The sequence below is a fragment of the bacterium genome, from assembly GCA_035945995.1.
Lineage (GTDB): Bacteria > Sysuimicrobiota > Sysuimicrobiia > Sysuimicrobiales > Segetimicrobiaceae > DASSJF01.
In genome coordinates, this window is the sequence record DASYZR010000115.1 from 1 (window position 1) to 26,475 (window position 26,475).

Sequence of the window (26,475 nt, forward strand, 5' to 3'; positions counted from 1 at the left end):
CGAGGCCGCGGCCGAATCGCACATCGCCGCCGGGGACGGGATCGCGGCGATCGTCGACGCGCAGGGTGCCGCGGTGCTCCGCGATCCCGGCCGCGGGGCGGCCGCCGCGGACGCGCTGCGCCGGGTGGTCGCGCTCTATCACGGCCGGCCGGTGCACCGGACCGAAGACGGGCGGCTCGACGAACTCGCGGCGACGTACGGCGCGGGCGCGCTGATCCTGTTTCGGCGGTTCGTAAAATCCGAGATCGTAGCCCTGGCGCTCGGCGGGGGCTGCCTGCCGGCCGGCATCACGCGGCACGTGATTCCCGGGCGGGCGCTGCGTCTCAACACGCCCCTCGCCTGGCTGGCCGATGCCGGCGCGCTCCCCATCAAGCAAGCGGCGCTGGACGCGCAACTGCGGCAGCGCTGGCAGGCGCACGGGGTGCGCCACTACGCCGAGCCCACATTTCTGTTCGACGAGTAGCCGATGAACGACGCCACCGTGCAGCCCGGCACCGCCTACGCCGGCCTGCCCCCGGCATCGGGGACGTCCCTGCTGGATCGGATCGGCCACACCCCGCTGTTCCGGCTGCGGCGCCTCGCCCGGCACCTGCCCCGCGCGGTGGAGGTGTACGTCAAAGCGGAATGGTTCAACCCGGGCGGCTCCGTCAAGGACCGGCCGGTCCTCCGGATGCTCGCGGACGCGGAGCGGGAGGGGCGCCTCCGGCCGGGCGTCACGATCCTCGACTCGACGTCCGGAAACGCAGGCATCGCCTACGCGATGATCGGCGCGGTGAAGGGCTACCCGGTGCAACTCGTGATGCCGGCCAGCGCGAGCGCGGAGCGCAAGCACATCATCGCCGCGTACGGCGCGCGGATCGTTTTCTCCGATCCGCTGGAGGGCAGCGACGGGGCGATTCTGCTGGCGCGCCAGATCTACGCCGAGGCGCCGGAACGGTATTTCAAGCCGGACCAGTACAACAACCCGTCCAATTGGCGGGCGCACTACGATACCACGGCCGTCGAGATCCTCGAGCAGACGGCCGGCCGCATCACGCACTTCGTGGCGGGACTCGGCACGACCGGCACGGTCGTCGGGACGGGGCGCCGGCTCCACGAGGCCAACCCGCGAATCCGAGTCGTGGCCGTGGAGCCGGACGGCCCGCTGCACGGACTGGAAGGATTGAAGCACATCGCGTCCTCGATCATCCCCGGGATTTACGATCCGTCGGTGCAGGATGAGACGGTCCCGATGGGCACCGAGGCGGGTTACGCGATGGCGCGGCGTCTGGCGCGAGAAGAAGGAATGCTGGTCGGCGAGTCGGCCGGCGCCGCTGTGGAAGCGGCGCTGCATCTGGCCGCCCGGCTTCGCGAGGGGGTGATCGTCGTCGTCGCCCCGGACGCCGGGGACCGCTACTTCAGCACCCCGCTGTGGCGGGACCTTGCGTGACGTCCGCCCCCAGGGATTCGCTCCGCACCGGCGAGTGCCCGGGAGAGGGGCGCGGGGGTCCGGGGGCTTTCCGTTTTCGGACAGTTGGGCTACAATCGTGGCGGAAAGGAATCCGAACCGGTGGCGGTACGCCTGACCTGGGCGCAACGCGAACAAATCGTGGCACAGGCGCGCGCCGAAGCGCCGAACGAGTGCTGCGGCATGTTGCTCGGCCGGGGCGATACCGTCGAGGAGGTATTCCCGGGTCGAAACGTGGACGGGACGCCGCGGACGCGGTATGAGCTGGATCCACATGATCAGCTCCGGGCGTTCCGCCTCATGGATGAACGGGGGTGGGGACTCGTCGCCATCTACCACTCGCATCCGCAGACGGAGCCCAAGCCGAGCAAGACCGACAAGGTGCTGGCCATGTATCCGGACGCCCGGTACGTGATCGTATCGCTGCGGGACCCGGCGGATCCGCAGGTGCGGGCGTGGCGGATCCTCGAGAAGACCGACGGTGACGGGAAGCCCGTGGTCGATGAGGGCGGGCACGCCGTCAAGACGGAGCTCGAAGAGGAAGTGCTTGTGACGTGAAAGTCAGTGCCAGGGCGGAGTACGGCATTCGAGCGCTGATCGACCTCGCCCAGCACTACGGGGAGGGGCCGGTGCAGAGCCATGAGATCGCGCGCCGGCAGGGGCTCCCGGAACCCTACCTCAATCAGCTCCTCACCACGCTGCGACGGGCCGGCCTCGTGCAGAGCAAGCGCGGGCCGAGCGGCGGACACGTGCTGGCGCGCCCGCCGGAAGGCGTGACCGTAGGCGAGGCGTTCCTGGTCCTGGAGGGCACCGTCGCGCCGTGGCTGTGCGTCGAGGAAGAGGACGCCCACTGCATCTACGCGCCAGGGTGCGGTCTCCGGCCGGTCTGGCAGGCCGTCAAGGCGGCGACGGAGGACGTGCTCAACCGGACCACCCTCGCGGACATCATCGGCCGTCCCGCGCTGGTACCCCTCAGCAAGGCGTGACCATTGCCGCGGCCGACCGCAGCGCCTATGAGCGCCTGATCGGCGCGCACCTGGACGGCCTGTACGCCACCGCACGCCGGCTCACCCGCAACACCGCCTCCGCGGAAGACCTGGTCCAGGAAACGATGCTCAAGGCGTGGCGGTCGTTTCACACCTTCGAGCCCGGCACCAACGCCCGGGCATGGCTCTACCGAATCTTAATGAACACGCACTTCGACACCCACCGCAAGCAGTCGCGGGAGCCGGAAGTCGTGCCCGCCGACGACGTCGGCGCGCTCTACCTGTACGGCAAGACCCGCGACGGGATGGCCCTCGGCGAGTCCGGTAATCCCGAGCGCGAGGTCCTCGATCGGATCGTGGATGCCCAGGTGCGGAAGGGCCTGGAGGCGCTGCCGCTGCCGTTTCTCGCCGCGGTCCTCCTGGTCGACGTGCACGGATTCGCGTACCGGGAAGCGGCCGAGGTGCTCGGCATCCCGGTGGGGACGGTCATGTCGCGCCTGTACCGAGGCCGGCACGCCCTGCGCCGCCGCCTGTGGGAGTACGCCCGCGACAGGCGGCTGGTCCGCGAGGCGGCCCCGTGAACTGCCAGGAGTGCCTGGACCAGATGTGGCAGTACCTCGACGGGGAGCTGGACCTCGTGGCGTCGGACGACCTGCGCCAGCACCTCACGCAGTGCCGCGAGTGCTTCTCCCACGCCGAGTTCGAGCGCCGGCTCAAGGAGATGGTCCGGCGCGCGTGCGGCGGCGAGCAGGCCCCGGCGCGCCTGCGTGATCGTCTGACGAAACTCCTGAACTTGTACTGAGTCGGCGTTGCTTCGCCGTGCCGTCCGTCCCCACCGCGCGCGGCGGTTTCCCTCCGTATGACGCGGCGCGGCGCGATCGACATCGGGACGAATTCCGTCCGCCTGCTGGTGGCCGACGTGGCCGAGGCCGGGCCTCATCCCGAGGTGCATCCGGTCGAGCGGGCGCTTACGATCACCCGCCTCGGTGACGCGCTGCACGCCGGAAGCCTGCTCACGCCGGAGGCGGCTGCCCGCACCGCCGCCGTGGTCGAGGCGTACGTGGCCCGCGCGGCAGCGCTCGGGGTGCCGCGGCCGCTCGTCGCGGGCACCTACGCCCTCCGCGCCGCACGCAATCCCGAGATGCTGCTCGCCCGACTACCGGTGCCGGTGCGGGTGCTGAGCGGCGAGGAGGAGGCGGCCCTCGGCTTCGATGGGGTGATCGCGGGCCTTCGTGATCTCGACCCGGCCGCACCGGCGCTGGTCCTCGACGTCGGGGGGGGCAGCGTCGAGCTCACGTGGGGGACGGCGCGGCGCGGGATCCAGGGCAGCCGCAGTCTCCCCGTCGGAAGCGTCGTCATGACGCGCCGCGCCCTCGCGCACGATCCGCCGGATCGCGGCGAAATCGCCGCGCTCGAAGGCACGCTCGCCGCATCCCTCGACCCGGTGCTCATTCCCCTGCGTCCCCAGACGCGGCGTCTCGTGGGCGTGGGAGGGACGGTCACCACCCTGGCGGCCATGGTCCAGCGCCTGTCACCCTACGATCCCGATCGCGTCCACGGGTTTGAGGTGACGGCGGAGGCCGTCGAGGGCCTGCTCGCGACGATGTGCCGCCTGCCCCTGGACGCCCGCCGGCGGCTGCCGGGTCTGCAACCGGAGCGCGCCGACGTGATCATCGCGGGCACCTTGGTGGTTCGCCACGTGCTCGGGGCGCTGGCGTGCCGCGCCATCACCGCGAGCGAGACCGATCTTCTGTGGGCGCTGGTGGCCGGCGGGGCCGCCAGCGCCTGACGTGGGCGCAATAGGCCAGATACTCGTGCCCGAACGTTCGCCTCAACGTGGGCTCCTCGTACCAGACCACGAACAGATGAGCGGCGAGGACAAAGAGAGCGGCATAGCCGAGAAGCGTCGGCGACTCGTAGAAGACCGCCGCACCGACCAGGGTCAGCCCAACGCCAATGTACATGGGATTGCGCACGAAGCGGTAAGGACCTCGTGTCACCAGCCGGCGAGGCGGAGCGAAGGGTGCGGGAGTCCCTCTGCCGACAAATGCGAAGCCGGAGACGCACCACAGCGCCAGTGCCGCACCGGCGAGCCCCAGAATCATCCCGGCCGCCGACGCCGCCAGGAGCACATACGGATCGTGGAGCAGCCCCATGCTAGCGAGAATTTGTGAGAAAGCGACGTTCCTGAGTGTGAACCGGAATCGCACAGAAGTTGTTGGCGTCAACGCGCAGGGGCCTGGCCGCCTTGGCGTTGTAGTTTTCGTGCGCGATATGCGCCGTCAGCTCGACGATCTCCCGTTCCGAGAACAGCCGCCGGAGGTCGGCGAAGAATTCGTCCGGAACGTCGATCGGCGTGGCGCTCACGCGGTCCGCGTATTCCAACGCGACGCGCTCCCGCTCGGACAAGGTGCCGGCCCGCCGTCCCGAGGCGAAAATCATGTTGGACAACGCTGAGGCCAGCACCGTGCGGGGGCTCGCGCACACACCTTGATCGCATTCAGCGGGCGGCCGAGCGTCAACCGCATCCAGCCTTGAATGACGCCGGTCAGGATGCCCGCCTTGCGCCCTTCCAGAGATCGGACTCGGGCCATCGCTGGTTGTCCTTTCGTCGCGACCGGGTTCTATGCTATTATTTCAATCATGCTGTATGATTAATTGTCAAGAGGGGGAACCGGGGCATGTCTCCTCGCGCCTACAGCATGGAGAAACGCGGGGCGGCCGTTGCCGCGACGCGCGATCGCATCCTCGAGGCCGCCCGCCGGGTTCTTGCGCAAGACTTGGACACCGAGCTCGGCATGGACGCGATCGCCCGCCGCGCCGACGTCTCCCGCCTCACGATCTACTATCACTTCGGCTCGCGTCCCGGCCTGCTGGAAGCTTTGTTCGACTACCTCAGGATCAGAGGCAACATGCAGCGCATCGAGGAGGTGGTCCACGAGCGTGATTCGTTGGTTGCCCTCGGAAAGCTGATCCACAAGTTGGTGGGGTTCTGGTCGTCGGATCCGGGCGTGATCCGACGGCTGCGCGCCATGGCGGCGCTCGACCCGGAGATCGCCAAGGGCATGCGGGCCCGCGACGAGCGCCGCCGGCGCGCGGTTCGCGAAATTGTCCGACGCGCGGCGGCGGCCCGAAAGAAAGAGCCGGGGCAGAACCTCGCTGCAGACGTGCTGTTCGCGGTGATCAGCTTTGAGACATACGACGCGCTGGCGAGGGCGGGACACAGCCGCGAAACCATCATCGCGACGATCACGCGTCTGGCGCGGTGTGCGGTGGGGAGCGAGAGGTAATCGTGTGGGTTTCTGCAACTACGGCGTCCCGCCGGTAGGAGGTCCCTCGCGCGGCGCGAATCGGAGCGCTCACACGATGGCTGAGGACGACGAGGCGGTCGGCGCGAGCAAACCCGACCGGCGCGATGGCGCCCGACGGCCCGCCTACCGTGCTCAAGGCGCTCGCCTCCTTCAACAAGGAGCTCGATCCGAAGGAGATCGATCTCAGCAAGACCTACACGGACGAATTCGTGAAGGCGGCGGTGGCCAAGCGATAGCGGGTTCGCTTTGACAGCCGCGGTCGAGATGGTATAATTTGGTTGTGCCGCGGCTGGCGCGGCGCCAATGTTCAGAGGTAGCGGCGCGGGGTGGAGCAGTCCGGTAGCTCGTCGGGCTCATAACCCGAAGGTCGCAGGTTCAAATCCTGCCCCCGCTACCAAATAACGAAAGCCCGGGACGCCCGGAACGCTTGTTTATCAAGCGGTCCGGGCGTCCCGGCGTTTATGGGGGTGTGTTACCCGGCTACACGGGAGTACCCTGGAATACCCGCCAGAGGGGTCCGCACAAAATCGCAGGAGGCCGGGCCAACACGGCGAACCGCACCGTCACCGCGGCTCTGCGCGTCGCGATGATTCGCTGCGTGGCACGCCGCAAACGCTGGCGAACGGGAACCCGCCGCAAACGGTCTCAATGGTCGCGTCGGCGGCATGCGGCTCGGGGATCTCCAGCAACGCGAGGATAACCATCGCTATCTCGCATCGCGCAGGACTGCACCGCGCTCGGCCAGGCTGACGTGGCCCCGGTCGCCGAGAACGACATGGTCGAGCAGCCGAATGGCCGATGAGATCCCCGGCCTGCGCGAGTCGTCTGGTGATCTCAACGTCGGCGCGGGAGGGTTCCGGGTCGCCCGACGGGTGCACATGCGCGAGGACGAGCGCCGCGGCGTTTTGCGAGGATTGCGCACTTGAACACGTCGCGCGGATGGACGTGCGCATGGTCGAGCGCAGCGACCGCGACAAGATGAACGGCGATCACGCGATGTTTGACATCGAGCAGCAGCGCCGCGACGTGCTCGCGGTCCGCGTCGCCGATGATCGCCCGCGCGATAGTTGCGGCGTCGCCGGGATTGCGGATCGGACGTGTCTCCGCATTAAGGGTTCCCTCGCGAACTGACGCCACGCGACAGACGGGCAAGCGATACATCCGCGCGGACCCCCCTTGCGAATTCTGATCTCAACCGCCGCCGTTAGCTGAGGGGTTGCCCGATGCCGCGGGCGGTCAACAGCGGCCGGAGGACGTCGCGTTGGCGATCGAAGACCGTTGACGGAACGGCGGCAAGGGCGCAGGCTTATCGGAGCAGAGGCGCGCGATGGATGCTGAAGTGCGACCTTTGAACCTGTTATTCTGTTCTCATGATGAGACAGTGTGAGGTGGGGCCAAATGGCCGCTGGTGCGAGCCAAGGACTTGTTGAGCTAAAGAGACGCTTTCTGCCTACAGTCATTTTGACCGAATTGCGAAACCTACGCCGGCCCCTCAATGACGAACGACATTGAGATTGCAAGAGGACTCCCCTAGCGACTCTGCAGAACTATCGTGCCGCGTCGCGTGACTTACCGAGGACGGGCGCTGGTGCAACTCGGGCTTGACCGGAGGCCGGTAGGGGGTGGAGTGAGCTATGTGTTACAACTGCGGATGCAATATGCCGGACAATCCTATGGGCGTAGGGCACGCTGGAGCCGAACCAACAGGGAAGTCGATCACCAACAAGACCTTCGAAGAGGCCGGCAAATCCATGGACGAGAGTGCCGACGAATCGAAGCGGAACGCTCTGGGCCTGCTGCAGAAGGTGCTCGGCGAGAAGCCTGCGAGGATCGTGAAGGATCCCTCTGGATTTGATCGCTATGACGCTGCATAGTCGTTTCCAGGGGGCTGAGTTCACCTGAGCCGTGCGCGGCGACCTGCACCCAGCGGCTCATGTTCGCGCGCCACCGCTGGCACTCCGTGACCCGGGCGTAGTGGTCACGCCCACCCCGGCTTGGGCTCCGCGGATGCGGCGGCCAAGCCCGTAAGACACTTGAGGACCGTCCGCCTGTTTCCGCGCTCCTCGGCCGCGGTCAGGGTCTGGCGAAAGAGCGCCCGGGACCGCCGGTGGTCACCTTGCCGAAGCACCGCGTATCCCAAGTTATGGAGCGTCTGTCCAGTTTAATCTTGTTCTCCGCAGGCGCGCAGGAGCGGTAACGCCTCCTCATAGAGAGCCGCCGCTTTTGGATACTCCCCGCCGGCGCGAGCCGTATTGGCAAGACAGTTCAACGTCCGGGCAAGCTTCCACGTGCTCCCCCGCCCGATGCAGGGCCACGGCGCCGCTCCAGCCACTCCGCGGCCTGAGCGAGGTCGCCCGAGCCTTCCGCGGCATCGCCGCGCGCGACGTCTGTTGTCGGGGCAGGGCCGCGCGGTTCCCCATGGTGAGCAGTCCGAATCGATCGTCCACCCGGGCGACGAACAACGACACCGCCTCAGATTGCCGCGCTCCTGCCGGCGCGAGCCCTGCGTCGACTCGGGGCAGCGACAGCGACGGTACGCGGTAGGCCAACTCGCCGGCGATTTCCAGCCGCTCGCGGCTGGTCGCGCGGATTCGGAGGTTCGGGCCCCGGCGTAAACAGGGCATCGGCCAGTCTTCCGCAGGCGTCCAGTACGTGCTCGCAGTTATCGAGCAGAAGCAGGAGCGATTTGGAACGTAGCGCGTCAATCAGTAAGTCGGGGAGTGAGCGCCCCGGCTGTTCAGCCACACCCAACGCGGCGACGACCGTGTGAGGGACGAGGCCGGGGTCGGAGAGGCCCGCCAAGTCGGCAACCCACACCCCGTCGGCATAATCCGGCAGCAGTCGACCCGCTACTCCCAGGGCGAGCCGGGTCTTGCCGCATCCCCCGCTGCGGTGAGGGTGAGCAATCGGGTGCGGGCGAGGAGACGCTTGGCCTCGGTGATTTCCCGCGCCCGCCCGAGGAAACTGGTCAGCGACATCGGGAGGTTGTTCGGCCGCGAAGCCCGTGCATCGGCCATGGCGACCTCCACGGTCGCAAGAATGGGCCGCGATTACTGCCGACGTTCAGCGGAGGACGCTGCCGGTCCTCTGCCGGCTGGCCGAGATGCCGACCAGCGCGGTCTCATCGGCGACCCGCAGGCCCGGCGGCTCGATATTTCGGGGACCGCCCGCGGCCCAGATGGACAATCCAAGGTAACGCGCAGAGCGTGAATGCGCGCGCAGAAGGACACCCGTTGGGCCGGCTGCAGCGCAATGTCCCCCGTGCGGCCTCGGGTTCAGCCTGTCTTCCGCGCCGTTTCGATTGTCCGACCGCCACTGGAAGATCTGGACTCTGAACAGGGCCGGCACCCGCTATGTTGGCCGGAGACTCTCATTCGAACTGAAGCCACCCCTCCGATGATTGGGACGCCCGTAACGGATCGTCAGCAGACGAGTCTTCAGCTCCTACCATTGCGAGGATCATGTCACACATCTGTAACGGCGCTGTTACTTGGAGGTCGCCCGCGGTACTGCTATCATCAGGCAAGCGACTGCAGGCGGGGAGGGATGCACGTGAAAATCCGGCTGACCGTGGCGACGTTTCTGGCGGTGGCGCTGCTGCTCGGCGCGAGCCTGATGACATCCGCGCAGACCACGTCGACGCGAATCATCAAGGTATCGATGGTGTCGTACAGATTCGATCCCAGCATTGTCACGATGAACGTTGGAGATCGAATCACGCTGCAGGTCACCAACGACGACAAAGCCCATCCAGGTCGAGCGCACAGCATTGCGTCCCCGTTCTTTCAGAGCCTGAACTACACCGTGACCGGCGACGCGCAGCAAGGTGTGGCGAAAAGCGACGGCTGGAAATACGTTCTGATCGACAACGGCAAGACCGCTGAAGTGACGTTCGTGCCACAGACACCCGGACAATTCAACTTCTTGTGCGAGCAGTACAATCACGCGTCGCTCGGCCAGGTCGGGACATTTATCGTCTGGCCTGCGGGGTACAAACCGTAACCTGGCGACCAAGTAAGTCAAGATGTGGGGAGGCTCCGGCTCGAGTCCCTCCTGCCCTTCAAGGCGGAAAGATTGAACATGATGAGACTAACCGCGTCGCTGCTTTCGTGAAAGGGCCTTCTTCAGGAAATACTTCTTGTGCTGCATCGGGTATCCATCGAGCACACCGATTTCCTCATAACCAAGTTGCTTGTAGAAGTCCGGCGCCTGGAAGCTGTGTGTGCCGAGCATCGCAACGTGACAGCCTCTGGCAAATGCCTCCCGCTCGGCAGCCTGCATCAACTTCGATCCGAGCCCTCGTCCGCGGATGTCTTCGCTTACCCACAGCAACTTGATATCCAGACATCCTCCCCAGGTGTAAGCGTAGATGCCGGCGATCATCTGCCCGGATGAATCGCGCAGAAAAATCGCGAGTTCCTTGAAGTCGTAGATCTTCGTCTCGTCTACGTTGAAGGTGTCGATGCGATCCCTGAGAAGGTCGACCTCCAGGCCATCGGGATGCGTATCGATGTCGAACTGGGTTTGCTCCACAGTCGGCCCCCCAGACATCGTCCGCGCGAGTCATCACCTCATTCTGGCAGTCAGATTGGCTCCCGTGTTCCCGAGACGAAGAAAAAGGAGTCGTGCACCCTCTGTCCGCGCGTATCAAAACCAAAGCGGGTTAATCTGTTTGCGAGTAAGGCCGGATGGTAATAGACTTTCACAATGCCAAAGGTACGCCCGTCAGAAGTCCTTCGAGTTTCACGAATTCCTAGTCTTTCTGGGATCGGCCTGTCTCGGAAATCCTCGCACTGGTCCACGATGAACACTTTGCCACCGGGGCGAACGGCGGTCCGCACCTTGTCCAGAAAGGTATCCACAAGATCGGGCGGCACGTGAGAGAGCCAAAATGCCATGAACACCAAATCGTACTCACTCTCGGGCTGCCACTCGAACAGGTCTGCCTGCCGATACTGCACTCTGGCGTCGGCGACGCTGGAGCGGTTGAGTTCGAGCATTTCGGGAGAGGCATCAATGGCGATGATTTCCTGTCCGATGTTGACCAGCTCTTTCGTCCAAATTCCGGTTCCGCATGCAAGCTCTAGGATGTGCTCGAATGGACCCATCGTGCGCAGGACGCGCTTCACCGTTTCGAATTGTTCTTGATAGGCGCCTGATCGCCCATACTCAGGTGCGCGCGCACGGTAGAATGCTATTTGCTCCCGAAGCAAGTCTCGCTCCATGGCCGGATCGTCCTTCACGGTTGCCCTCCCCGAGACCGCATCAGGCCTCCAGTATTCCGACGACCTGAAACCATTGAGGCGTCGGCCGCGGGTTGTGTTGCACGGTCATGCCGATCCGCCGCATCACTGCCTTGGACGCCACGTTGTCGTATTCGGTGGTCGCTACGATGCGCCGCACGTTGAGATGCTCAAACGCAAAGCGCGTCAACGCGGCGGCCGCCTCTGACGCGAACCCGCGACCGCGGTGCTCGGGCAAGACGGCGTAGAATAGGCCCACTTCCGGTGAGAACTTCGAATTCTCAGCGCCGCCAAAGAACGGTAGCTGGCCAAACGGCGCGAGGCAGGGAACGAATCCGACCGAGCCGATGAGCCTTCCGGTCTCCCTCATGACAACGGCCCGATCGCCATACGGCGGCTGATGTAATTGGGCTAAGACAGCTTCCCCCAGCGCGTAGTATGTGACCCGCTCGCGATACGCCTCGGGGTCGCTTGGCCCGCCAAATGATACATGTATGAGGGTCGCGAACGCGTCGAGGTCGTCTGTTGTGAGCGGCCGTATCACCAGCCGGTTCGTTTCCAGTTCGCGCATGAGATGCACCTCGGCGACCAATGTTCCCCCTCCATATTAGGCGAAAGGGTACCGGCCGTGCGACCGGCGTCAGATGTGTACGAGGCGCGCCGTGTTGCCCCGAAGCCAGCGCGTCGGAAACACAATCTCCGGGACTCGAAGGAGGCAGAATGCGACTTGCAAAGCCGACGTGGCTCGTCGTGTGCGCAACCGTGGCCGGCGGCATCGCCCCGGCCGCCTTCGGTCCGTGGGCCTTGGCCGTCGGGGACCCCGCGGCGAAGGCCGAGATCATCGCCGCGTTTCGCAAACTCAACGCCCTGCCAAGCCTCCGGATTCGATGGACCGCGCCGGGGGGATGGGCGTGGCGGAGTTCGTCCAGCCAGACCAGCGGCACTTCTCCGGCAAGTCGGCCCAGGGGTCGTTGGAGATATTCCAAATCGGCACGGAGATCCGCACGCGCTACGACTTCCCCGGCGCGTCGAGCGGGTGGCGGTGCGCGAAGAGCCGTGGGACCACCACATACTTCGATACCGACAAGATGCAGAAGGACACGACCACCGAGGTCGTCCGCAAACCGGACACCGTGATCGACGGCGCGCCGGTCCACGCCTACGCCGACGCGAAGACCAACGGCGAACTGTACGTCGGCGCACAGACGGGCCTGCCACGCCGTGCCGTCGACCCGGCGAAACCCGCCACGGCGGATCCCTACGATTACGGGGCGCCGATCACGATCACGCCGCCGCCGTGCGGGTGGGACATTCGCGCCCGCGATCGCGCGGCAACCGGACAGTCTAGCTATAGCTAACAGCTCCGCGGGACGGCGAGCGTCAGCTCGATGAGGATCGCACGCTTTCTTTCTTGATGGTCCGCACACCCCGGCCGGCGTCGTGGTAGCTGCGGGTCGCCTGGATGCCGAAGTAGACGGCCGCAAGCGTAAGGGCAAACAGCGCCCAGACGAGCGCCACCGTCTTGTTGCTGAGCTCCTGGGTCAATAACGAGATCAGAAATGCCAGCGCCGCGCCGAACGCGATCCCGAAGAAGACCAGGTGTACCGCGACCGAGCCCGCCGCCCGGCTGATCTGGTCCAGCTCCTGTTCGCTCACGCTGTACATTTCGATCACCCGGGAGACCGGCACGATGGTGACTTCCCCAACCGACGTATGCTCCGGAGCAAGAAGGCGCGGCTTCGACATCAGAGCGTCGTCGATTTGCGGCTCCACGGCCATCGATTCTCCTCCCCTCACTGGGGCTGCCGTTTCAGTTCAAATAGCCGGTCGGATCTTGAGGGACGCCGTTCTCGAACACCTCAAAGAGCAGGTGAGGCCCGGTGCTCCATCCCGTGCTCCCGATGCGGCCGATCTCCTGACCCTGTGCCACACGTATCCCCGATTGTACCGTCCAGGCTGAGAGATGGGAGTACGCCGTCTCGAGCCCGCCGCCGTGATCGACGATGACGAGCTGGCCGTACCCGCTCTTCCATCCGACGAACCGCACGATCCCCGGATATGCCGCGACGACGGGTGCGCCCAATTGGCCGGCGATGTCCAGCCCGGTGTGAAATTCCCGTGTCCCGAAGATTGGATGTGTCCGCCAGCCGAAGGGCGATGTCACAGCCCCGCGTGAGGGCCAGGCCAGTCGCAGCCGTTTTCCCGCGTCCCGGGTCCCGGCTGCACGCGGCGCCTGGAATGGCGCTCTGACTCGTGGTTCGCCGACCGGCGAAGGTCCGCGGCGAGAAACCAGGACCGCCACCGGGGAACTGTGTGAGAACGTTTCCCCCGGCACGACCGCCGGGGCGGCGGGGGACACCTGCGCCGCCGGATCCGAACGGGCGGCGAGCGAAAGATCGGCCTGACGCAGGTGAAGGGCCCGGTTCGTTTCCGGATGGACGAGGGCGGGATCGTCCGACGTGGGCGGGTGAACGGCGCTCCCCGCGCTGGTCAATGGCAGCATCAGTGGAAGAACGCCCAGAATGACGACCAGCAGCATGCCCGCGGGCGCGAATAGAGCCGCACAGGGCATCGGACCTCCCTGGAGTCGTCGAACGTAAGTTGACTTATCCGCTGCCCCACGCATGAGGTCCGCAAACCTAATCGTATAATGCACATTTCCGGGGTGGATCATGACCCGCTGACGACAAGGTGGCACTATCGTGCAGTCGAACCGCCGTCTGCGTCGGAGTATTGCGGAAGAATTCCGCCGGAATTTTCACGATGGGTTCCTCAACACTTCCCGTGGAAGGAATCGACTGCGGCTTCGGAGAGCGGGTCTGGGGAATGCGCGGGTTCGGCCGAGAAGCCTCTGTTCATGACGCACACGCGTCTCAGGCTCGACGAATTCGAGGTGAGCCGCCGGCCCGGGCGCCGTCGTGTGATGGTCACCGTGGACGCGAATCCCCCGGTCGACCTCCCGTTGCTCGTGATCGCCGGCGACCGCCCCGGACCGGTGTTCGTCGCGGCGGCCGGCGTTCACGGGGACGAGTACGAAGGGCCCCGGGCGCTCTGGGAGATCTACGACTCGCTGCCGCCGTCCTCCCTGTCCGGCGTGCTCGTCGGCCTCCCCATCTGCAACCCGTGGGCATTTGCCGCGGGATCGCGCACCACGCCTCCGCAGCTCGACGGCGTCAACCTCGCCCGCACGTTCCCCGGGGATCCCGCGGGGTCTTCGACGCAGCGCCTTGCCGCGGCGCTGCTGTCGTTCGTCATGCGACTCCGCCCGTCGCTGTTTCTCGACCTCCACAGCGGCGGAGTGCGGTACCGGTTCCTGCCGGCCGTCGCCTACCGGCAGGGGCTGGGCGATACCGCTCGCGCACGCGCGGCCGCGCGTGCCTTCGGCCTCGTCAACCTCTGCCGCGCGCGGGACCATCCGGGCACCTTCAACACCGAGACCGCACGGCGCGGCATCACGACGCTCGGGAACGAGATGACGGGCGCCGGTGGATGCCTCGACGAGGACGTCGAGGCCGACTACCAGGGCGTTCTCAACCTGCTGCGCTGGCTCGGGATGCTGCGCGACCGGCCGGCGCCGGAGGCGGCGGGACCCTTCTGGCAGACGACCGAGGTGCCGGCGCCGTCGGGCGGATGCGCGGAGGTCCTGCGTACGGTGGGCGACGCCGTGCCGGACGGCATGCCGATTGCGTCGGTGCGGTCGCCCCTGGGGGAGGTGACCGGCGAGGCGAGGGCCCCCCACGCCGGAACGATTTGGGTGACGCGGCACCTCAGGGTGATCGAGGCGGGAGAGATGATCGGCGCCGTCGCCCGGCCCGTCCCGGACGACGAGTGAGGCGCGGCGGGCGCGGGCCCGGACGGGAGACGTCCTGCACGACGACGAAGTCCTGAACGGCGAAACTCGTTTCGTTCAACCGGAGGACGCGCATGCGGATCGCGTTGTGCCAGCTCGTTTCGTCCCCGCGGAAGTCCGACAACCTCGAGGCCGCGGCCGGGGCCATCCGCGAGGCGAAGCGCCGCGGCGCCGCCCTCGCGCTGCTGCCCGAGGTCTTCATGGCCTACCTGCATCCAAAGGATCCCACCACAGCGGCCGAGATCGCGGAGCCCGTGGACGGCCCGTTCGTGTCGGGATTGGCCGCGGAGGCCCGCTCCCAGCACCTCTACGTCGGCTGCGGCCTGTGGGAGACGGCATCCGGCGAGCGCGAGCGTGCGTTCAACACGACCGTGCTGATCGGTCCCGACGGGCGCCTGCTCCTCGCCTATCGCAAGACGCACCTCTACGACGCCTTCGGGTATCGGGAGTCGGACCGCATCGTGCCGGGGACCGAATCTCCGGAGGTGGTGCGCACGCCGCTCGGGACCCTTGGGCTGCTCGTCTGTTACGAACTGCGCTTCCCGGAACTGAGCCGCCGTGTGGCCGTTGCCGGCGCCGACGTGCTGCTCCTCCCGGCCGCGTGGGTGGCCGGCCCGCTGAAGGAGCATCACTGGTCGACGCTGCTTCGGGCGCGGGCGATCGAGAACACGATGTACGTCGCGGCGGCGAATCAGGCCGGGAACGTCTTTACGGCCGGGAGTCTGCTGGTCGATCCCATGGGCGTCACGGTGGCCGCGGGCGGGGAAGACGCCGGCCTGGTGACCGGCGACGTCGATCTCGCGCGTATCGCGGCAGTCCGCGAGAAGCTGCCGGTCCTGCGGCATCGGCGGGAGAACCTGTACGTCCCGCCTCCCGCCGGCGTCCGCCGGTAGGCACCGCTTCACCGCATCCGGACGCGGCGGGGAGGGCGAAAATCGCCGGCACGATCGGGGCGGTGCTCGGTCTAGCGATCCGGGCCGGCGACCGGCGCGACGAGGAACTGCTGCTGGCGCGCCGGCTCGGCTACGAAGCGGTCGAGATCAGCATGGACGGGACCGGGATGGTCTTCGGCGGCCGGCTCCATCCGGAACGGCTGCGCGAGGCCCTGCGGGCGTTCGGACGCCATCCCTTCGGCTATTCTGTGCACAGCCCGAGCAGCCTGGACCTGCGCGACCGCCGCAACCGCGAGGCGCAACTGGATCTGGCCTGCGCGACGCTTCAATTCAGCCGCGAGGTGGGGGCGCGCGTGCTCGTCATCCACTTCGAGCGCCGGAGCGACAATTCGGAAGATGAAGCGGCGTTCACCGAGGCCATTCAGCGTCTCTCCGACGAGGCCGGCGACGTGCGGCTCGGCATCGAGAACATCGAGGTGGAGCGGGTCGCGCCGGTCGTCGAGCGGGTCCGCGAGATCGCGCGCCCGAACGTGATGATGACGCTCGACGTCGGCCACGCGATGCTCGCCGCGTCCCTGTTCGGGTTTGACCTGCTCGACGCGGTTCGCAGCGCGGCGCCCGTCATCGGTCACCTGCACATGAACGACAATTTCGGCCGCTACGATCCGCTGCGCCTGGAGAACTTTCCCCTGTACCGGACGCAGACCCCGGCCGACACGTTCCCGCTCGGGAAGGGCGACCTGCACCTGCCGGTGGGGTGGGGCGTCATTCCCCTCGACCGTGTGTTTGGGGTGCTCCGCGGGTATCGCGGCACCGTGATCCACGAGTACCGACACCACTTGTTCCCGGCCAGCGCCGAAGCCGACTACACCCGCGCCCGAGCCCTGATGGGCGTGCTGGCCGGCGCGGCGCGTTAAGAAACGAGGGACGGCGCGTTAAGAAAAGGGTGGCGGCCGGTCATCCCGAATCAGGGGCACGAGAGCTCCGCAATGCCAGGCGGCATATCACTTAGGGGGGTGGATGTTCGTGAAACGGCTCAGCAGCATCCGCGGGCTCGTGCCGGCGGCACTCGCCGTCGCGCTCGTCGTCGTCCTGATTCCGGCGGCCGCGCCCCAAGGCGCAGCGGCGGCCGGACCGGTGACGCTCAACGTCTACATCGACGGCGACACCAATATCTTCGATCTGTGGAGCAAGTCGCTGCTCCCGGCATTCAGCAAGCGCTATCCGCAGTATCGCACGAACATGGTGGCGCTCCTGCACGGCAACGGCTCGCAGGGCGTGCTCGATAAGATTGTCGCCGCCAAGCGCGCCGGCCGCACGACGGACGTGGATCTGTGGGAAACCGAGCCGTCGTTCGTCCAGGAGGGCATCGCCGACAACCTCTGGGTCAAGCTGAACGATAAAGTGCTGACGAACCTCGCCAAGGTGCCCGCGCAGAAGATCGCCGCCACGGGCGGCTACAGCATCCCCTACCGCGGTTCGTCGGTCGTGGTCGCCTACAACGGCCAGTTCGTGAAGACGCCGCCGAAGACGTTCGACGAGCTGGTCGCCTGGATCAAGGCCAACCCCGGCAAGTTCACGTACTGCGATCCCAACACCGGCGGCTCGGGTCAGGCATTCGTCGCCGCGGCGATCTACCGGTACGCCAGCCCGGACAAGTACGCGGGCAACGCGTACGATCCCAAGGAAGAGGGCGCGTGGGACCCGGCATGGAAATTGCTGCGGGATCTGCAGCCCGCGATGTACAACAAGGGGTTCCATCCGAACGGCAACGTCGCCGTTCTGCAGCTCCTCGGCCAGCAGAACATCTGGATCGCCCCGGTGTGGTCCGACATGGGCCTCGACTTCCTCAAGCGCGGCCTGTTGCCCAAGACGGTGAAGCTCGAGCAAATCTCGCCGCCGCTCTTCGGCGGCGACTCGACGGTGACGCTGCCGGCGCTCTCCCAGCACCTCGAAGGCGCCCTGACGCTGCTCAACTGGCTCCTCACCCCCGAGGCGCAGACGCTCGTGATCAGCCAGGTGTCCGGCTATCCGGGCGTCGACTGGAAGTACATGCCGGCGTCGGTCCGCGCCCAGTTCGCCGACGTCGCGAAGCCGTACGCGCCGTTTCCGAACGCGAAGTACCTCGCGGATCTGAAACTGCTCTGGCATGATCGGGTGGCGGCCGGACAATAGACGGCCCCCGGGCGTGACACGGGCGTCGCGGCAGGGAGCATTGGGGCTCGCCCTGGTGCTCCCGCCGCTGCTTCTGCTCGTTTTTCTCGTGGTGCTGCCCGCGGTCACGGCGGTGATCGAGACGCTCACCCCGCCCGGCGGCGGCGGGCCGACGCTTCGGAGCTACGCCCGCGTGCTGGCGGCGCGGACGGTGCGGGCCGACATCGGCTTCACGATCGCAGTGACGCTCGTCTCGGTCGCGGTCGTGTTCGCGCTGAGTTACCCTCTCGCGCTCTACCTCCGCTTCTCCCGCGGCCGCCTCTCGCGGGTGCTGGGCGTCCTGTTCATCATCCCGCTGTTCGTGCCGGTGGTGATCGCGTCGTTCGCGATGATCACGTTTCTCGTGAGCCACGGCCTGGTCTCGACGCTGCTCTACCGGCTCGGCGTCCAGTCGTTTCCGCAGCTGGTCTACAACGGCACCGGGATCATGCTCACCCAGGTCTGGGTGAACATTCCGTTCGCCGTTCTGATCCTCGGCGCCGGCCTGCAGGCCATCGACGACGCGCTGATCGACGGAGCGCGCGACGCGGGCGCCGGCCCGCTGCGCACGTTCCTGTCGATCATCCTGCCGCTCAACGCCGTGCCGACCATGATTGCGCTCACCCTGCTGTTCATCGGCGTCTTCGGCTCGTTCACGATCCCGTACCTGGTGGGCGGGAACGCCCCGGCGATGCTCGGCGTGACGATGACGAACTACCTCACCCAGTACCTGCGGCGCACGGAGGCGGTGACGATGGCGGTGCTCGCGTTCCTGATCGCCTCCTGCGTCGGCGCGGTCTACGTGCGGAGCGTCAGCCGGCGGGAGCGGGGGACCGCGTGAACCCCGTGCTGTGGCCGTGGGCGGCGGGCGCCCTGCGGCGGGCGGTCGGGGCGGCCGCGCTGCTCGCGCTCGCGTCGTTCATCCTCGGCCCGCTGCTCACCCTGCTCGTGTGGGCGTTCGCCGGCACGTGGCTGTTTCCGAATCTCTGGCCGGAGGTGTCGCTGCGCTGGTGGGCGTTCGTGCTCGGCAACGCCGACGTCGGGAAGGCGATCCGGATGAGCCTGCTCAGCGCGCCAACCGCGACGCTCCTGTCGGCGGTGATCTGCATTCCCGCGGCCTACGCGTTCGCCCGGATCGACTTTCCCGCCAAACGGGTGCTGCTGCTGTCGTTCCTGAGCGCCAACGCCTTTCCGAAGATCGGCCTCTACGTCAGCATCGCGACGCTGCTGTACCGGCTCGATCTCATGGACACGTTCCTCGGCGTCGTGATGATCCAGCTCGTGAACACGCTCTTGTTCATGATTTGGATCCCGACGGGCACGTTCCGCGGCATCGACCGCAACCTTGAAGAGGCCGCCCGCGACGCCGGGGCGGGGCCGCTGCGCACGTTCTTCCAGATCACCCTGCCGATCGCGCTGCCCGGCATCATCGTCGCCGCGCTGTTCGCGTTCATCGCCGCGTTCGACGAAGCGCAGGGGACGCTGATCGTGGGAACGCCGAACCACGTCACGATGCCGGTGCTGATGTACAACCTGGTCCTCAGTTATCCCCAGCCGGTCGGGGCCGTGTTTTCGATCCTGTTGTCGCTGCCGTCGCTGGTGCTGCTGCTGCTCGCGCAACGGTATCTCCGGGCGGGGTATCTCGCCGCGGGATACAGCCTGTGAGCGCCGCCCCCGCGTGCCGCTCCGGACGCCGCGGAGCGCCCTGATGGCGCGGCTCGATCTGGTGCGGCTCGGCAAGCGGTTCGGGACCCACGCCGCGGTCTCGGACCTGACGCTCGAGGTCCGCGACGGGGAGCTCATGTGCCTGCTCGGACCCTCCGGCTGCGGCAAGACAACCACGCTGCGGATGATCGGCGGCTTCGAAGCCCCGGACGCCGGCGACATCCAGATCGACGGCCGCAGCGTCGTCGCGCTGCCGCCGGAACGGCGGCCGACCGCCATGGTCTTTCAGCGCTACAATCTGTGGCCCCACATGACGGTCGAAGGGAACATCGCGTTTGGACTTCACGTTCGCCGCCTGCCGCGGGCGCGCATCGAGGCGAAGGTCCGCGACGCGCTGGCGCTCGTGGGCCTGCCCGGGATCGCCGGCAAGTATCCGCACCAGCTGTCCGGCGGACAGCAGCAGCGGGTCGCGGTGGCGCGCGCCCTCGTCCTCGAACCGCAACTGCTGCTTCTCGACGAGCCGTTCAGCAACCTCGACGCCCGGCTGCGCGTGCACCTGCGGGAGGAAGTCAAGCAGCTCCAGCGCACGATCCGCATCACGACGGTGTTCGTCACCCACGATCAGGAAGAGGCGCTGACGATCGCCGACCGGATCGCCGTCATGCGGGACGGAGTGTTGGAGCAGGTGGACACCCCGGCGCGGCTCTACTCGCATCCGCGCACGTTCTTTGTCGCCGACTTCATCGGCACGATGAACCTCGTGGCGGCGCGGCTCGATCGGCGCGCCGCCACGCTGGCCGCCGGGCCGTGGCGGCTGCCGCTTCCCGATGTCGGCTGGCCCGACGGGGCCGAGGTGCGCCTGGCGGTGCGGCCCGAAGACCTCGTGGTCGACCCGGCGGCTCCGCCGGCCCAGGTTCGCCGCGTGATCAATCTGGGGCACTACCTGCAGGTCCTCGTCGACGTGCCCGGCGCCGGGATGCTGCGGCTGTTCACCGACAAGCACCAGACGCTCGGGGAGGGCGCGATGATCGGCGTCGGCCTCGTCCGGGCACTGGCCTTCAAGGACGACGAGTCGGCCGAAGTCGGTGGTCCCATGCGCTCCGCGGCGGCCACGGAGCCAGACCTAGTGAAGTACTCGCCGACAGCCGACGGCGTGTGACGGCCCCGCCCGAGGCCGTACCGCCGCACCTCGGCCGGGGCGAGACGCTCGATTACGCCTTTGCCCTCGAGGCGCCCGGCGAAGCCTGGGTTGCCCTCACGCTCACCGCGCCCGGCACGTCGTGGGCGCGTGCCGAAGCGGCCGTCGCGTGCCTCGAGGTCGACGGCCGCGCCGCGCAGCACCTCGTGCTGGCCGGAGGCGAGGACGCGGTCGAGTACGCCCGCCTCCTCGGCCGGCTCTCCGCGGGACCGCACCGGCTGGTGCTGCGGTTTGACGCCGCGCTGTCGGCGCCCGGGGCCCACGCGTTGGAGTGCCGCGGCGTTTCCGTCCGCGCCGTGCCGGACGACGATGCCGCCGCGTTTCTGTGGCGGCACGCGCCCGTGCTCCACTACCGCACGCTCGACGGTCCGCTCGACGGTCTGACGACCGACACGCCGCTCCTGCTCTTCCACCGGCCGGTCGAGACCGCGGACGGCCGGGGCGTCGAATACCACGTGATCTACAGCCACGAGGACGCCGGCACGGATCTCTCCGGATTGCTGGCGTGCTGGGGACATACCACCGACATCGAGTGGGTCTTCCGGGTCGTCCGCGACGGCTGCGGGCGGATCGTCCGTGAGGAGTTTCAAGGGCCGGGGCACGAAGCGGTGCCGTTTCGCGGCCGGCGCGCGCTGGGCGGCCATGCCATGCTGCAAGTGGCGTCGCGCAACGGCATGGTGACCGACCGCGTGACCTCCCCCTACCGGGCCGCGCTTGCACCCGTCGCCGCGCAGCCGGCCGGTGAGCCGCGCGAAGGCGTCCAGTACCGGTTTCCATGGATTCATCGTGTCAGCGCCCTCGAGGTGATGCGCCAGGAACGCCTCGAGCGCGAACCACGGTCCGCCACGCCCGCCGCGGCCGACCCCCGAGCCTATCTGTACGTGCAGATCAGGCGGTTGCCGCCGGGCGGCCCGGCGCCGGGCGTGGAAGCGCTGGCGCGCATCCGCGGCGCGTGGTACGGCTCGGCGTGGCACCGGCCCGACCTCGCCTTCCGCGGCCAGGACGCGGAGAGCACGGCCGTCAAGCTGCCCCCCGGCAGCGGGGAGGACGAGATCCAGGCGATCGCACTCCGTGTGGTCGAGCCTTCCCCTTCGCCTGTCGCGCTCCGTCTTGTACGGGCGTTCTGCCTCGACGACGCCTATCGTCCGCGTCCGTCGTTTGCGGGACCGGCCGAGTGCACGCTCGGTGCGGAGGCGCCCGAAGTGCAGGTCTGGCGGCGATAACGGCCGGCCGCCGGATCTACGGTCCCGGCACCAGGTGCGCCAGGACCTCGTCGTGAGCGCGCTCATCCGCCGCGCCGTACAGCACGAAGCGGATGTGCGTCACGGATGCGAGTTTCGGCACCTCGTCGAGGACGGCGGTGAGCGCGACCCGGGCCGCGGCATCCACCGGATAGCCGAAGATTCCGGTCGAGATGGCCGGAAACGCGATCGACCTCAGGCCGTGCCGGTCGGCGAGGGCGAGCGCGGTGCGGTAGCAGGAGGCGAGCAGCGTGTCCGCCGGTTCGTCCTGGCCGTAGACGGGCCCCAGGCAGTGGATGACGTGGCGGTTCGGCAACCGGTGCGCGCCGGTGATGACCGCCTGCCCGGGGCGGATCGGCGCGAGCGGCCGGCACTCGGCCTCGAGTCCTGGACCCGCGGCGCGGTGGAGCGCGCCGGCGACTCCGCCTCCGGAGCGCAACTGGGCGTTGGCCGCGTTGACGACCGCGTCGATGCCGGGCTGATCGGCGATATTGCCCCGCACGCACTCGACGGTCACGCCGTGAAGCTCGCGCCGGACCATTCGGCAACCGCTCCCTCCGCCCGCCGTGACGACACAACTATACACGCCGGCCGGCTCCGATCCCGCGTGGGGTGTGCACACCCGATCGCAAATCGGATCGGGGCCCGATGGGGGGCCCGTGTCTTCTCACCTACACTCGATGTTAGGACAAGGAGGTGGGCGCGGTGGCCAACGTGACGAGGCGCGGAACCATTGTAGAGGATCCACCGATTGCGCGGTTTCTCTTCGGGGATACCCGTCTGGCGTGGTTCTGGCTGTTGGTCCGGCTCTACGCCGGCTATGAATGGTTCATCGCCGGTACGGAGAAGCTGGGCAATCCGGCGTGGACGGGGGCGAAGGCGGGGCTCGCGGTTACCGGCTTCGCGAAGGGCGCGTTGACGAAGACCGCCGGCGCGCACCCCAACGTCGCGCAATGGTACGCCGCATTCCTCCAGGGATTCGTCCTGCCGCACGCGGTCCTGTGGAGTTGGCTGATTACGCTGGGCGAGATTGCCGTCGGTGTCGGGCTGATCATCGGCCTGTTTACGGGCATCGCGGCATTCTTCGGCGGTCTTATGAACGCCAACTACCTGCTGGCGGGAACGGTCAGCACCAACCCGATCCTGTTCATCCTCGCCACGTGGCTGGTGCTGGCGTGGAAGACCGCCGGGTATCTCGGGTTGGATTTCTACGTCCTGCCGATGCTGGGTACGCCGGGAAGACCGGGCCGGGTGTTTGCCCCGCACTCGAAGAAGGGGAATCCGATCGCGGCCTGACGGCCCGGGGCGGCCGAGCCAGGCTAAGCGTTGTCGCTCCAGAGGACCTGCCCGGCTCGCCGGCGGGTCCTTCTGTCATGGGCGCACGGAACGGAGGATTGACGTCGCGGATGCGCGAAATCGCAAGCAGCCGTTTCCGCATTCGCGTGCCCGCAGCGGGGGAGAGAGAGAGAAATGATACGCTGTTGGGATCGGCGCCGGTGGTTTGCGGCGCTGTCGTCGCTGGTTCCGGTCGTCGCTCTGGTCGTCGCCCCGATCGTGTCCGCCGCTCCGGCACCGGCGCCCCCGCAACCCGGACCGTCGATGCCGGAACTGTACCGGCGGGCGTCCCCGGCCGTCGTCTTCATCACACAGGTCGACGCCTCGGGCAAGGCGACCTCGCTTGCCAGCGGGTTCGTCGTGTCGCCGAACGGCGTCGTGGTCACCAATCACCACGTCATCAATCCGGACCAGGGCGCCGTCCACATCCGCGTGAAGGTGCCGCGTGGCGACGTGTACACGGACGTGCGGGTGATCTACGCGGAGGAGCGGCGGGACTTTGCCGTGCTCGCGATCAAGGCCGCGGGGCTGCCCGCCCTCCCGATCGGCGACTCCGACAAAGTGGAAGTCGGCGATCGCGTGATGGCGATTGGGAATCCCCAGGGGTTGGAGCTCACGCTCACCGACGGCATCGTGGAAAGCGTCCGCCTGGACCCCCAGCGCGGCTATCGTTTTATCCAACACCAGGCGCCGATCTCACCCGGATCGAGCGGCGGTCCGCTGCTCAATATGAAGGGCGAGGTGATCGGCATCAATGCGTTCGGGTTTCGGAACGCCCAGAACCTGAACGGCGCGATTCCCATCAATTACGTCAAGCCCTACTTTAGCGATCCTGCCACAGTGACGTGGGAGGAGTGGGGACACGTGACCGGCGCAGCGCCGCCCGCCGCACCCCCGTCCCCCACGGGGCCGCCCGCGTCCGCGGCCTGGACGCCGCCCCAGTCGTTCTTCGAGCATGTGAACGACCTCCGCACGAGCCCGGATCAGTTTCAGTTGGGCTTCGCCGCCGGCGTGTACGACGCGGTGTCGATGTTCGCCGCGGCCGCCCAGGGCACCGGGTTGAGCAGTCAGGCGACCGTCGGGCTGTTTCAGTGTATCGACACGAAGGGCGACCGTCTCGGCGAGTTGCGCGGGTGGGTGGTGGACGCGTCGCAGAACGCATCGGACGGCGACGCGGTGGTCTCCGTCGTCGTGCGGGCCTGCCAGCGCGCCTTCTCGCCGGGCTCGTTCTTTGCGCACGTCTCCGATTTCAAGCACAAGGGCGACGACTACCAGTTGGGGATTGCCGCGGGGATCTACGACGCGGTGTCGCTGTTCGCGACCGGGGCCCAGGCAGCCGGCGGCATCGGCACCCGGCAGGTCATTGACTTCTTCCACTGTCTCGACGCCAAAGGCGACGTGCTGGCCGATTTCAGGACCTGGGTCGGAAGTGCGACGCGCGGGGCCGCGGACAAGGACGCGGCCGTGGGGGTGCTGGCCAAAGCCTGCGCGCCATGACCGGCAGGGCGTCCGGAGCCGGGGCGGGCGTCACGGGGCCGATCTCGGGCGGCTCGAGACGCGACCTGCGATTCTGGAGCCTGTACTTCGGGAAGCTTCTGGCGATCAGTTATTTGCTCATGCGCTTCATCATCTACGGGACGAAAGTGCTCGCTTATTATTTCGTGCACGGCGTATGGAAGTTTTTGTGAGCTTTTCGTCGGACGGGATATTGTGTGCGCGTCCGGGGTATAAGGGGCTATAGATAAGCGCGAAGGACCCGACAGCACGAGGAGGTATTTTGCGCCATGTCCCGGCGGTTCATAATCGCAATCGCTGCCCTGATCCTGGCGTTGCCAAGCCTTGCCCTGTTGCCATCCCTGGTGCCATCGTCGGCGTCGGCCGTCCCCGTTCAGTTCGGCCCGGGGACGACGCCCGGAACGATCACGACGGCCACGATCGGCGGCGTCACCGGACCGGTGACCTGGGTCGGCGATGCCTGGACGATGACGGTCGCCGGCCAAACGTTCGCTATGGGAACGCTCAACACGCTGACCGATCAGGTGACGATCACGTCCATGCCCGGCCTCGCCTCCTGCAAGGCCGGTTGTACGACAACGTTAAGCCCCACGACGCTGACCGGGCCGCTGACCGGACAGGTCGGGTTCGTCAACCACGGCGCGTGGGTCTCCGCGGTTGCCCACTGGGGCACCGCGAACGGTATATCGAACCGGGGCGCGCTCGTCTCCGGCGCGGCCAAGGCAACGACCCACAAGGCGACCGGCGACCCCCCGACCACGTCGACGACAACCAATTCCACGACTGGAGGCGGGTCCGGCCGGCACGGGGGGTCGGGACATAACGCGGTTTCCGGAAACGCCGGGGGCGGCGCCGGTACCTCGGGCGGCGGGCATTCACACGGCGGGGGAAATAGCGACCTGGCATCCGCCGGGCTGAACGCGGGCGGGGGGGGCGGCGGCGGCCACGGAGGGGACCACGGAGGGGACCACGGAGGCGGGAGCCACGGCCGCTAGGGTATTCGTCGCGGATCTCGCGCGATAAGGGAAGGTTCGCGCAGGAACGGGACGCCGGCGCACAGCGCCGGCGTCCCGTTGTGTCCTCACGACCAGGTTACGCCGCCGGCCGGCTTCCCTCCCGAAACGCGCCGTGCTCCACGTGGACGGCAAACGCCGCGCCAAGCCGCGCCAGCGCTACCGCGGCGAGCGAGAGGCCGAAGTCTCGGATCGCGACGTCGTAGTAGCCCCGCGCGAACAGCAGGTTGATGATGATGGCCCACAGCCAGGCGGCCACCAGCCATCCGCCGACCACCGGGTCGACGGCCACGATTAGACCGGCGATGATTTCGCCGGCGCCGGCCACCCGCATGAACGCGTCGGGCGATACCGGCAGCATCTGCGCGATCGCCGGCGCGAGGTAGTGCGACCACGGCGCCAGCAGATTGAAGAACTTGTCCGCTCCCATGGCGATCGGCGCGACCGCAAACGCGAAGCGAAGCGTCCGAAACGCCTGATGCGCCGGAAGCGGTGCCATAGGGATCCGGTCATCGAGTGTACGGGCCATCCGCGGTCCCTCCTTGATCCCCTTACCGAGAGTGTTCCAAGCCGCGCCCGCGGCCA

Annotated in this window: 34 protein-coding genes and 1 tRNA gene; 25 read left to right on the forward strand and 10 right to left on the reverse strand. The window is 67.5% G+C overall.

The genetic code is table 11. The features are described from left to right. From VGZ23_12970 to VGZ23_13000, 7 genes are all read left to right on the forward strand, one after another. Positions 1 to 463: hypothetical protein (locus VGZ23_12970; GenBank protein HEV2358501.1), on the forward strand; the 463-nt coding region annotated here is incomplete at its 5' end. Between the two features lie 3 nt (positions 464 to 466). Beyond that, complete coding sequence (locus tag VGZ23_12975) at positions 467 to 1,429, forward strand: pyridoxal-phosphate dependent enzyme (GenBank protein HEV2358502.1); 963 nt, start codon at positions 467 to 469, stop codon at positions 1,427 to 1,429. A gap of 120 nt (positions 1,430 to 1,549) precedes the next feature. Beyond that, positions 1,550 to 2,005, forward strand: a complete 456-nt coding sequence (locus VGZ23_12980; protein ID HEV2358503.1) for a M67 family metallopeptidase — start codon at positions 1,550 to 1,552, stop codon at positions 2,003 to 2,005. Beyond that, positions 2,002 to 2,433, forward strand: a complete 432-nt coding sequence (locus VGZ23_12985) for an Rrf2 family transcriptional regulator (protein HEV2358504.1) — start codon at positions 2,002 to 2,004, stop codon at positions 2,431 to 2,433. The genes VGZ23_12980 and VGZ23_12985 overlap by 4 nt, the downstream gene beginning before the upstream one ends. Beyond that, positions 2,430 to 3,014 carry a sigma-70 family RNA polymerase sigma factor gene (locus VGZ23_12990; protein ID HEV2358505.1) on the forward strand — a complete coding sequence of 195 codons (585 nt, stop codon included), beginning with the start codon at positions 2,430 to 2,432 and terminating at the stop codon, positions 3,012 to 3,014. Before VGZ23_12985 ends, VGZ23_12990 begins: the two co-directional genes overlap by 4 nt. Beyond that, complete coding sequence (gene rsrA / locus VGZ23_12995; GenBank protein HEV2358506.1) at positions 3,011 to 3,235, forward strand: mycothiol system anti-sigma-R factor; 225 nt, start codon at positions 3,011 to 3,013, stop codon at positions 3,233 to 3,235. The genes VGZ23_12990 and rsrA overlap by 4 nt, the downstream gene beginning before the upstream one ends. A 57-nt stretch (positions 3,236 to 3,292) precedes the next feature. Further along, positions 3,293 to 4,222, forward strand: coding sequence for a hypothetical protein (locus tag VGZ23_13000; GenBank protein HEV2358507.1), 930 nt, complete (start codon positions 3,293 to 3,295; stop codon positions 4,220 to 4,222). Positions 4,223 to 4,590: 368 nt separating this feature from the next. Here VGZ23_13000 and VGZ23_13005 read toward each other — a convergent pair whose 3' ends face one another. Next, positions 4,591 to 4,899: a hypothetical protein gene (locus VGZ23_13005; protein ID HEV2358508.1), complete on the reverse strand. Its 309-nt coding sequence runs from the start codon at positions 4,897 to 4,899 to the stop codon at positions 4,591 to 4,593. A 215-nt stretch (positions 4,900 to 5,114) separates the two neighbouring features. Between VGZ23_13005 and VGZ23_13010 the strand changes: the two genes are divergently transcribed. The 3 genes from VGZ23_13010 to VGZ23_13020 all read left to right on the forward strand — a co-directional run bounded on the left by VGZ23_13010 (position 5,115) and on the right by VGZ23_13020 (position 6,141). Next, positions 5,115 to 5,723 (forward strand): helix-turn-helix domain-containing protein, encoded by a 609-nt coding sequence (locus VGZ23_13010; GenBank protein HEV2358509.1) that lies wholly within the window; start codon positions 5,115 to 5,117, stop codon positions 5,721 to 5,723. Positions 5,724 to 5,848: 125 nt separating this feature from the next. Continuing rightward, positions 5,849 to 5,980: a hypothetical protein gene (locus VGZ23_13015; protein ID HEV2358510.1), complete on the forward strand. Its 132-nt coding sequence runs from the start codon at positions 5,849 to 5,851 to the stop codon at positions 5,978 to 5,980. 84 nt (positions 5,981 to 6,064) lie between these two features. Further along, a tRNA-Met gene (locus VGZ23_13020) sits at positions 6,065 to 6,141 on the forward strand. A 437-nt stretch (positions 6,142 to 6,578) separates the two neighbouring features. On the opposite strand, the gene VGZ23_13025 is transcribed toward VGZ23_13020, so the two are convergent. Then, positions 6,579 to 6,905 carry a JAB domain-containing protein gene (locus tag VGZ23_13025; GenBank protein HEV2358511.1) on the reverse strand — a complete coding sequence of 109 codons (327 nt, stop codon included), beginning with the start codon at positions 6,903 to 6,905 and terminating at the stop codon, positions 6,579 to 6,581. A gap of 497 nt (positions 6,906 to 7,402) precedes the next feature. Between VGZ23_13025 and VGZ23_13030 the strand changes: the two genes are divergently transcribed. Beyond that, the gene (locus tag VGZ23_13030; protein HEV2358512.1) at positions 7,403 to 7,618 is read left to right on the forward strand and encodes a hypothetical protein; all 216 of its coding nucleotides are present in this window, start codon (positions 7,403 to 7,405) and stop codon (positions 7,616 to 7,618) included. 975 nt (positions 7,619 to 8,593) lie between these two features. Here the strand turns inward: VGZ23_13030 and VGZ23_13035 are convergent. Beyond that, positions 8,594 to 8,761 carry a hypothetical protein gene (locus tag VGZ23_13035; protein ID HEV2358513.1) on the reverse strand — a complete coding sequence of 56 codons (168 nt, stop codon included), beginning with the start codon at positions 8,759 to 8,761 and terminating at the stop codon, positions 8,594 to 8,596. 535 nt (positions 8,762 to 9,296) lie between these two features. On the opposite strand from VGZ23_13035, the gene VGZ23_13040 reads away from it, so the two are divergent. Beyond that, positions 9,297 to 9,746 (forward strand): cupredoxin domain-containing protein, encoded by a 450-nt coding sequence (locus tag VGZ23_13040; GenBank protein HEV2358514.1) that lies wholly within the window; start codon positions 9,297 to 9,299, stop codon positions 9,744 to 9,746. An 87-nt stretch (positions 9,747 to 9,833) separates the two neighbouring features. On the opposite strand, the gene VGZ23_13045 is transcribed toward VGZ23_13040, so the two are convergent. The 3 genes from VGZ23_13045 to VGZ23_13055 are packed head-to-tail and all read right to left on the reverse strand — an operon-like array spanning position 9,834 to position 11,579. Beyond that, positions 9,834 to 10,277, reverse strand: a complete 444-nt coding sequence (locus tag VGZ23_13045; GenBank protein ID HEV2358515.1) for a GNAT family N-acetyltransferase — start codon at positions 10,275 to 10,277, stop codon at positions 9,834 to 9,836. A gap of 50 nt (positions 10,278 to 10,327) precedes the next feature. Next, positions 10,328 to 10,987, reverse strand: a complete 660-nt coding sequence (locus tag VGZ23_13050; GenBank protein ID HEV2358516.1) for a class I SAM-dependent methyltransferase — start codon at positions 10,985 to 10,987, stop codon at positions 10,328 to 10,330. A gap of 22 nt (positions 10,988 to 11,009) precedes the next feature. Beyond that, positions 11,010 to 11,579: a GNAT family N-acetyltransferase gene (locus tag VGZ23_13055; GenBank protein HEV2358517.1), complete on the reverse strand. Its 570-nt coding sequence runs from the start codon at positions 11,577 to 11,579 to the stop codon at positions 11,010 to 11,012. Positions 11,580 to 11,874: 295 nt separating this feature from the next. On the opposite strand from VGZ23_13055, the gene VGZ23_13060 reads away from it, so the two are divergent. Beyond that, positions 11,875 to 12,345, forward strand: a complete 471-nt coding sequence (locus tag VGZ23_13060) for a hypothetical protein (GenBank protein ID HEV2358518.1) — start codon at positions 11,875 to 11,877, stop codon at positions 12,343 to 12,345. A 22-nt stretch (positions 12,346 to 12,367) separates the two neighbouring features. Here VGZ23_13060 and VGZ23_13065 read toward each other — a convergent pair whose 3' ends face one another. Together VGZ23_13065 and VGZ23_13070 are read right to left on the reverse strand one after the other, a co-directional pair. Next, complete coding sequence (locus VGZ23_13065) at positions 12,368 to 12,766, reverse strand: hypothetical protein (protein HEV2358519.1); 399 nt, start codon at positions 12,764 to 12,766, stop codon at positions 12,368 to 12,370. Positions 12,767 to 12,797: 31 nt separating this feature from the next. Beyond that, a complete protein-coding gene (locus tag VGZ23_13070; GenBank protein ID HEV2358520.1) occupies positions 12,798 to 13,559 on the reverse strand; it encodes a M23 family metallopeptidase in 762 nt (253 codons plus the stop codon). 285 nt (positions 13,560 to 13,844) lie between these two features. Here VGZ23_13070 and VGZ23_13075 point away from each other — a divergent pair, with 285 nt between their 5' ends. The 8 genes from VGZ23_13075 to VGZ23_13110 all read left to right on the forward strand — a co-directional run bounded on the left by VGZ23_13075 (position 13,845) and on the right by VGZ23_13110 (position 22,009). Beyond that, on the forward strand, positions 13,845 to 14,819 hold the full coding sequence (locus VGZ23_13075; GenBank protein ID HEV2358521.1) for a succinylglutamate desuccinylase/aspartoacylase family protein: 975 nt from the start codon (positions 13,845 to 13,847) through the stop codon (positions 14,817 to 14,819). A gap of 92 nt (positions 14,820 to 14,911) precedes the next feature. After that, positions 14,912 to 15,730 (forward strand): carbon-nitrogen hydrolase family protein, encoded by an 819-nt coding sequence (locus VGZ23_13080; GenBank protein ID HEV2358522.1) that lies wholly within the window; start codon positions 14,912 to 14,914, stop codon positions 15,728 to 15,730. Between the two features lie 62 nt (positions 15,731 to 15,792). Next, complete coding sequence (locus VGZ23_13085) at positions 15,793 to 16,647, forward strand: sugar phosphate isomerase/epimerase family protein (protein HEV2358523.1); 855 nt, start codon at positions 15,793 to 15,795, stop codon at positions 16,645 to 16,647. Positions 16,648 to 16,756: 109 nt separating this feature from the next. Continuing rightward, positions 16,757 to 17,905: an extracellular solute-binding protein gene (locus VGZ23_13090; GenBank protein ID HEV2358524.1), complete on the forward strand. Its 1,149-nt coding sequence runs from the start codon at positions 16,757 to 16,759 to the stop codon at positions 17,903 to 17,905. 13 nt (positions 17,906 to 17,918) lie between these two features. After that, complete coding sequence (locus tag VGZ23_13095; GenBank protein ID HEV2358525.1) at positions 17,919 to 18,764, forward strand: ABC transporter permease subunit; 846 nt, start codon at positions 17,919 to 17,921, stop codon at positions 18,762 to 18,764. Further along, positions 18,761 to 19,588: an ABC transporter permease subunit gene (locus tag VGZ23_13100; protein HEV2358526.1), complete on the forward strand. Its 828-nt coding sequence runs from the start codon at positions 18,761 to 18,763 to the stop codon at positions 19,586 to 19,588. The genes VGZ23_13095 and VGZ23_13100 overlap by 4 nt, the downstream gene beginning before the upstream one ends. A gap of 43 nt (positions 19,589 to 19,631) precedes the next feature. Then, positions 19,632 to 20,747 (forward strand): ABC transporter ATP-binding protein, encoded by a 1,116-nt coding sequence (locus tag VGZ23_13105; GenBank protein ID HEV2358527.1) that lies wholly within the window; start codon positions 19,632 to 19,634, stop codon positions 20,745 to 20,747. After that, the gene (locus VGZ23_13110; protein HEV2358528.1) at positions 20,744 to 22,009 is read left to right on the forward strand and encodes a hypothetical protein; all 1,266 of its coding nucleotides are present in this window, start codon (positions 20,744 to 20,746) and stop codon (positions 22,007 to 22,009) included. Before VGZ23_13105 ends, VGZ23_13110 begins: the two co-directional genes overlap by 4 nt. 16 nt (positions 22,010 to 22,025) lie before the next feature. Here the strand turns inward: VGZ23_13110 and VGZ23_13115 are convergent, their stop codons facing one another. Then, a complete protein-coding gene (locus tag VGZ23_13115; protein HEV2358529.1) occupies positions 22,026 to 22,568 on the reverse strand; it encodes a macro domain-containing protein in 543 nt (180 codons plus the stop codon). A 164-nt stretch (positions 22,569 to 22,732) separates the two neighbouring features. On the opposite strand from VGZ23_13115, the gene VGZ23_13120 reads away from it, so the two are divergent. From VGZ23_13120 to VGZ23_13135, 4 genes are all read left to right on the forward strand, one after another. Further along, positions 22,733 to 23,323, forward strand: a complete 591-nt coding sequence (locus VGZ23_13120) for a DoxX family membrane protein (GenBank protein ID HEV2358530.1) — start codon at positions 22,733 to 22,735, stop codon at positions 23,321 to 23,323. Between the two features lie 174 nt (positions 23,324 to 23,497). Then, positions 23,498 to 24,859 carry a trypsin-like peptidase domain-containing protein gene (locus VGZ23_13125; protein ID HEV2358531.1) on the forward strand — a complete coding sequence of 454 codons (1,362 nt, stop codon included), beginning with the start codon at positions 23,498 to 23,500 and terminating at the stop codon, positions 24,857 to 24,859. Further along, positions 24,856 to 25,050 (forward strand): hypothetical protein, encoded by a 195-nt coding sequence (locus VGZ23_13130; protein HEV2358532.1) that lies wholly within the window; start codon positions 24,856 to 24,858, stop codon positions 25,048 to 25,050. Before VGZ23_13125 ends, VGZ23_13130 begins: the two co-directional genes overlap by 4 nt. Positions 25,051 to 25,146: 96 nt before the next feature. Next, the gene (locus VGZ23_13135; protein ID HEV2358533.1) at positions 25,147 to 25,872 is read left to right on the forward strand and encodes a hypothetical protein; all 726 of its coding nucleotides are present in this window, start codon (positions 25,147 to 25,149) and stop codon (positions 25,870 to 25,872) included. Positions 25,873 to 25,969: 97 nt separating this feature from the next. Here the strand turns inward: VGZ23_13135 and VGZ23_13140 are convergent, their stop codons facing one another. Beyond that, complete coding sequence (locus VGZ23_13140) at positions 25,970 to 26,419, reverse strand: hypothetical protein (protein ID HEV2358534.1); 450 nt, start codon at positions 26,417 to 26,419, stop codon at positions 25,970 to 25,972. Between the last annotated feature and the right edge of the window lie 56 nt (positions 26,420 to 26,475).

What these genes read in the sequence shown, in the direction of transcription:
- VGZ23_13135 (HEV2358533.1), top strand. Translation starts at nt 25,147, where the DNA reads ATGTCCCGGCGGTTCATAATCGCAATCGCTGCCCTGATCCTGGCGTTG.
- VGZ23_13065 (HEV2358519.1), bottom strand. Translation starts at nt 12,766, where the DNA reads ATGGCCGTGGAGCCGCAAATCGACGACGCTCTGATGTCGAAGCCGCGC.
- VGZ23_13030 (HEV2358512.1), top strand. Translation starts at nt 7,403, where the DNA reads ATGCCGGACAATCCTATGGGCGTAGGGCACGCTGGAGCCGAACCAACA.
- VGZ23_13015 (HEV2358510.1), top strand. Translation starts at nt 5,849, where the DNA reads ATGGCGCCCGACGGCCCGCCTACCGTGCTCAAGGCGCTCGCCTCCTTC.
- VGZ23_13115 (HEV2358529.1), bottom strand. Translation starts at nt 22,568, where the DNA reads ATGGTCCGGCGCGAGCTTCACGGCGTGACCGTCGAGTGCGTGCGGGGC.
- VGZ23_13000 (HEV2358507.1), top strand. Translation starts at nt 3,293, where the DNA reads ATGACGCGGCGCGGCGCGATCGACATCGGGACGAATTCCGTCCGCCTG.
- VGZ23_13140 (HEV2358534.1), bottom strand. Translation starts at nt 26,419, where the DNA reads ATGGCCCGTACACTCGATGACCGGATCCCTATGGCACCGCTTCCGGCG.
- VGZ23_13125 (HEV2358531.1), top strand. Translation starts at nt 23,498, where the DNA reads ATGATACGCTGTTGGGATCGGCGCCGGTGGTTTGCGGCGCTGTCGTCG.
- VGZ23_13080 (HEV2358522.1), top strand. Translation starts at nt 14,912, where the DNA reads ATGCGGATCGCGTTGTGCCAGCTCGTTTCGTCCCCGCGGAAGTCCGAC.
- VGZ23_13035 (HEV2358513.1), bottom strand. Translation starts at nt 8,761, where the DNA reads ATGGCCGATGCACGGGCTTCGCGGCCGAACAACCTCCCGATGTCGCTG.
- VGZ23_13070 (HEV2358520.1), bottom strand. Translation starts at nt 13,559, where the DNA reads ATGCCCTGTGCGGCTCTATTCGCGCCCGCGGGCATGCTGCTGGTCGTC.
- VGZ23_12975 (HEV2358502.1), top strand. Translation starts at nt 467, where the DNA reads ATGAACGACGCCACCGTGCAGCCCGGCACCGCCTACGCCGGCCTGCCC.
- VGZ23_13010 (HEV2358509.1), top strand. Translation starts at nt 5,115, where the DNA reads ATGTCTCCTCGCGCCTACAGCATGGAGAAACGCGGGGCGGCCGTTGCC.
- VGZ23_13105 (HEV2358527.1), top strand. Translation starts at nt 19,632, where the DNA reads ATGGCGCGGCTCGATCTGGTGCGGCTCGGCAAGCGGTTCGGGACCCAC.
- VGZ23_13025 (HEV2358511.1), bottom strand. Translation starts at nt 6,905, where the DNA reads ATGTATCGCTTGCCCGTCTGTCGCGTGGCGTCAGTTCGCGAGGGAACC.
- VGZ23_13130 (HEV2358532.1), top strand. Translation starts at nt 24,856, where the DNA reads ATGACCGGCAGGGCGTCCGGAGCCGGGGCGGGCGTCACGGGGCCGATC.
- VGZ23_13060 (HEV2358518.1), top strand. Translation starts at nt 11,875, where the DNA reads ATGGACCGCGCCGGGGGGATGGGCGTGGCGGAGTTCGTCCAGCCAGAC.
- VGZ23_13075 (HEV2358521.1), top strand. Translation starts at nt 13,845, where the DNA reads ATGACGCACACGCGTCTCAGGCTCGACGAATTCGAGGTGAGCCGCCGG.